Raw genomic sequence first — 3,871 nt, 5'->3', positions numbered from 1 at the left:
TCCGCCTTTGGCGGATTGTCTTGACACAAAAAGTAAGCAAAAAAGTCAAGACGGGATCTTTTCGCTAAAAAATTACAATTATTTCAACAAAATCCCCAAAACTCGGGCGGAGATTCAAAGTTTTTTTGTGTAGATGAATTTTTGCCGCCACTCGAACAGTGGGGATTTTTATCCCGGATTAGTTGAAGGGTGGGATGAGAAATAATTGTAATTTTTTTTAACGCAAAAATCTCCTAGGTCGTTCACCAGTATTCAAAAGCGTTGCACTTATAGGAGACAAAAGCAGGGTTTAGGAAATCAGCGGAATCTGTTTAATTATCAGGATTCAAATACAGTATGCTGTTCGCATATATAATTCTACTTACTTTTTGCTTCATTTTTTTATGTTTTTTTCAGTGGAATCAGCGATCCGCGTTGGCGGATTGTCTTGACACAAAAAGTAAGCAAAAAGGTCTAGACTGGATCTTTTTGCCTCATCCTTGTTTATATTTTTAATGGAATCGGCGAAACTCCTTCGTCGGTTTGCTAAAAAATAAAAATTTCTTTTAAGAAAATCTCCAAACTTGCGCGGAAAGAAAAAGTTGTTGTTTAAGTTAAATGATTGCCGCGCTTCAAACAGTGGAGATTTTTATGCATTGATAATAGAAAATAACAGATAGAAGAAATTAAGATTTGCCTCCATATTAATTTTTTATATTAGGAGTCGGCGATCCGCTAGAAGCGGATTTTTTTAACGCAAAAATCTCCTAGGTCGTTCACCAGTTTTCAAAAGCGTTGAACTTAGAGGAGACAAAAGCAGGGTTTAGGAAATCAGCGGAATTTGTGGAATCAGCGAGGGTTTAAAGGCAGAATTTCTTTACGCAAAATCACCGAGGGCTTTTCTTGCTACTGGTGAGCATCTACACCGCAGCATGTTTTCTGCTGAAACCTCAGATAATTGCAGGGAATGAGTTGTGGTTAAGTGTTGTGCAATTCCTGGTGCGACATCAGGCCGAATCACCGGGTTTGGGTGACATGAGTCTGTCGAGGGGCGATTCTACTTTTCCTAACTGTGTGTCGGTTACACTGGTGTAAATGAGGGTGGTTTTAATGTTATTGTGCCCGAGGAGTTTCTGGATCAGGGAAATGTCGGTGCCGGCTTCGAGGAGGTGGGTGGCGTAGCTGTGTCGCAGTCCGTGGATTCCTACTTTTTTATTGATGCCGGCTTTGATCATGGCATTGCGGAAGACCTGCTGCACACTTCGGGTGGTGATGTGCCCGCCATACTGTCCTTCGAAGAGGTATTCGGTGGGTCTGTACTCGCGGTAATAGGTTCGCATTTCTGTAAGGACGGCCTGGGGAAGATTGACGTAGCGGTCTTTTTTGCCTTTGGCGCGCTGAATGAGGACGGTGTTGGCGACCGAATCGATATCACTGATGCGGAGGTTTACGATTTCGCTGACGCGAAGCCCCATGCCGTAACAGAGATGGAGAATGAGCTGGTGCTTGGGATTGTCTACAGCGGCGAAGAGTTTCTTTATTTCTTTGGCATTGAGTGCCTTGGGCAAGAGTATCGGTTTTTTGGGCCTGGGGATATCGAAGAGGATTTTCTCCTGATAAAGGACTTTTTCGAAATAGAATTTCACGGCGTTCATTCGGCTGTGAATCTGATTTTCTGAGAGGGCGAGTTCTTTGGTACAGTAGAGGAAATAAGATTTCAGTTTTTCGCGCGTTAGGTTCTGGACCGGATAATCTTTAATAAGGTAAAGGAGTTGTGCGAATTCTACGCTATAGGTTCGTATTGTATTGGGAGAGAAACCCTTGAGGATGAGCATCTCCTGATATTTCCTGAACGCCTGCTGATTGACGAGAGAAATTTTAGCAATGACGTCCTTTCCCACAATATTGGGCTGTATGCCGAAGAGGTTTCGGTAAAATCGGTTATCGGTGACGTACCATTTTTTCTGTGAAGCGGACCATTTTGGAGTGGTATATTCTTTTAGCAGTGCTATGTGGTGCTGTTGATATGGAAAGCTTATCCATATGATTTCTTTGCCGCGGTGGGTACCGGTGGAAAAAGAAAAAACGGCAGGACCGAAAATGATGTTCGCATTTTGCATAACTTCAGCACTTCGCATTTTGTATATCTCAAAGTTATAAAAATATAAAAGACTATACAACAAGGGTTTAAAAATTTGGTAGTCTGGAATAATCTTCGCATATTTGAGAGTTATGTGTAATGCTAAAAGATACGTTATAAAAACAATATTTACAATAAATTTTTTATTTTTTGTTTCTTTAATCTTTTCTCAGTCAATAAAAATACCTGCAAATTTTATTGAAGAAAAAATTCCAACCGTGGAATCAAACGAATGGTTCTCATTAAATCATTCTAAGAATTCCTATGCTGTAGAAAAGGGAAAAAACCAATTAAAAATTACTATAGCAATTCCAAAGGAAAAAACTGTATTCGAACTTAGCAATGGCACACTTAATGGATATGATGAGGGAGAATTTGGCGGGAGTCTTGATTTTGTTCCAAATGTTGTACACCCAAAAACTTATAGAATTAAATATGGTAATATTGTTGATATTTTTGAATTCAATGGAAAAATCTTTTTTTTGGAAGATGAAAGTCTTCCTGGGAAGCCTTTAGGTTCAATATCTGAATTAATCATTACTGATAACCAATATTATATTCAAAAACTCGTTAAGTTTAATGATTCACCTTCAGTCTCTTTGGTTTTAGGAACTAAAATACTTATTGCAGGACATAGCAGTTTTTATGTGATTGAAAATAATAATCCAAAAAAAATTTTTGAAAAACAATTTTGGTGGAACCTATTTCCTAACTCGATTGCCTTTTTTGATGATAAAAATGTTTTTTTAGGAATACGAAGTGGAATTGTAAAACTTGATTTAGACAATCGAACTGTTAAATTTTACCAAGAAAAAAAATAGCACTACACATAACAGTGTATTGGCAAAAAACGGGGTGAATACATTCTTTGAGAACTATTTTAGCAGTATCCGCAAAAAATTTTTCCTTTTACTTTTTTGTATATTAGCAAAAGGAAAAAATTTTTGCTCAGGTTCGGTTTCCCTTTGAAATTGTGTGCAAAGTAGCCCGTTCTTCGCCAATACTTTTTCCGTTATGCGACATCTTGTCTGAACAGAATTCCAAATAAATATTATTCTAAATTTCAATATTTTTTCCTAATTTTATCGTAGAAATTTTTTAAAATATGAGTACCGCTGATTTGAAAATTGATTTAATATCTCAAATAACCAGTATAACTGATAAAGTTAGACTTAAAGAATTGATGCAAATTTTGAAATTTGAATCAGAAAGTGCGATTTACGTTACAAATAATGATGAAAAGGAAGCAGTTTCTGTTGCGAGAAATCAGATAAAGAACGGTGAATCGATTACTCACAAAGATTTTCAAAAAGATATTCAAGAATGGCTAAAAAAATAATTTGGTCGCGAAAAGCCCAGGTCGAATTAATTGAAATTTTAGAATATTGGATTAATCGCAACAAATCGAATACTTTTAGTATCAAATTAAATGAATTAGTTGACGAGCAACTGAAATTATTGACTGAAAATCCAAAAATTGGACGAAAAACTGACATCGAAAATGTTTACATAAAAGTCATTCATAAATATCTGTTATATTACGAACTTGTCGAAAATGAGTTGCATGTTTTAACTATTCGACATGGAAGTAAAAATCCTAAAACCTTAAAACTTGAATAAGAAAGACGTCGCATAATAGCTAAGTTTTCGTTGCGTGCGCAGCACGAACAATGAAAACCCTGTTGAACGGAACCTTCGGCAGCTTTTGGTTGGGTATTTTCCCACACTATGGGTTTATCGACAAAAGATTTT

Annotated in this window: 4 protein-coding genes; 3 read left to right on the top strand and 1 reads right to left on the bottom strand. The window is 36.8% G+C overall.

All coding sequences use genetic code 11. The features are described from left to right. Positions 1-986: 986 nt before the first annotated feature. Complete coding sequence (locus OK344_RS06980) at positions 987-2,099, bottom strand: tyrosine-type recombinase/integrase (RefSeq protein WP_265144122.1); 1,113 nt, start codon at positions 2,097-2,099, stop codon at positions 987-989. 238 nt (positions 2,100-2,337) lie between these two features. On the opposite strand from OK344_RS06980, the gene OK344_RS06975 reads away from it, so the two are divergent. The 3 genes from OK344_RS06975 (at position 2,338) to OK344_RS06965 (ending at position 3,739) form a co-directional block, all read left to right on the top strand. Continuing rightward, the gene (locus OK344_RS06975) at positions 2,338-2,940 is read left to right on the top strand and encodes a hypothetical protein (RefSeq protein WP_265144121.1); all 603 of its coding nucleotides are present in this window, start codon (positions 2,338-2,340) and stop codon (positions 2,938-2,940) included. 284 nt (positions 2,941-3,224) lie between these two features. After that, positions 3,225-3,458: a hypothetical protein gene (locus OK344_RS06970; RefSeq protein WP_265144120.1), complete on the top strand. Its 234-nt coding sequence runs from the start codon at positions 3,225-3,227 to the stop codon at positions 3,456-3,458. Further along, a complete protein-coding gene (locus OK344_RS06965) occupies positions 3,443-3,739 on the top strand; it encodes a type II toxin-antitoxin system RelE/ParE family toxin (protein WP_124805980.1) in 297 nt (98 codons plus the stop codon). Before OK344_RS06970 ends, OK344_RS06965 begins: the two co-directional genes overlap by 16 nt. The last annotated feature ends 132 nt before the right edge of the window (positions 3,740-3,871 follow it).

Source organism: Kaistella yananensis (assembly GCF_026107505.2).
GTDB classification, from domain to species: Bacteria; Bacteroidota; Bacteroidia; order Flavobacteriales; family Weeksellaceae; genus Kaistella; species Kaistella yananensis.
The sequence above is the reverse complement of the archived record's forward strand: the minus strand, read 5'-3'. Positions and strand labels throughout refer to the sequence as shown.

Bases quoted from the DNA above. Each gene is read 5' to 3' on its own strand.
- OK344_RS06980 (WP_265144122.1), bottom strand. From the start codon at position 2,099: ATGCAAAATGCGAACATCATTTTCGGTCCTGCCGTTTTTTCTTTTTCC.
- OK344_RS06970 (WP_265144120.1), top strand. From the start codon at position 3,225: ATGAGTACCGCTGATTTGAAAATTGATTTAATATCTCAAATAACCAGT.
- OK344_RS06965 (WP_124805980.1), top strand. From the start codon at position 3,443: ATGGCTAAAAAAATAATTTGGTCGCGAAAAGCCCAGGTCGAATTAATT.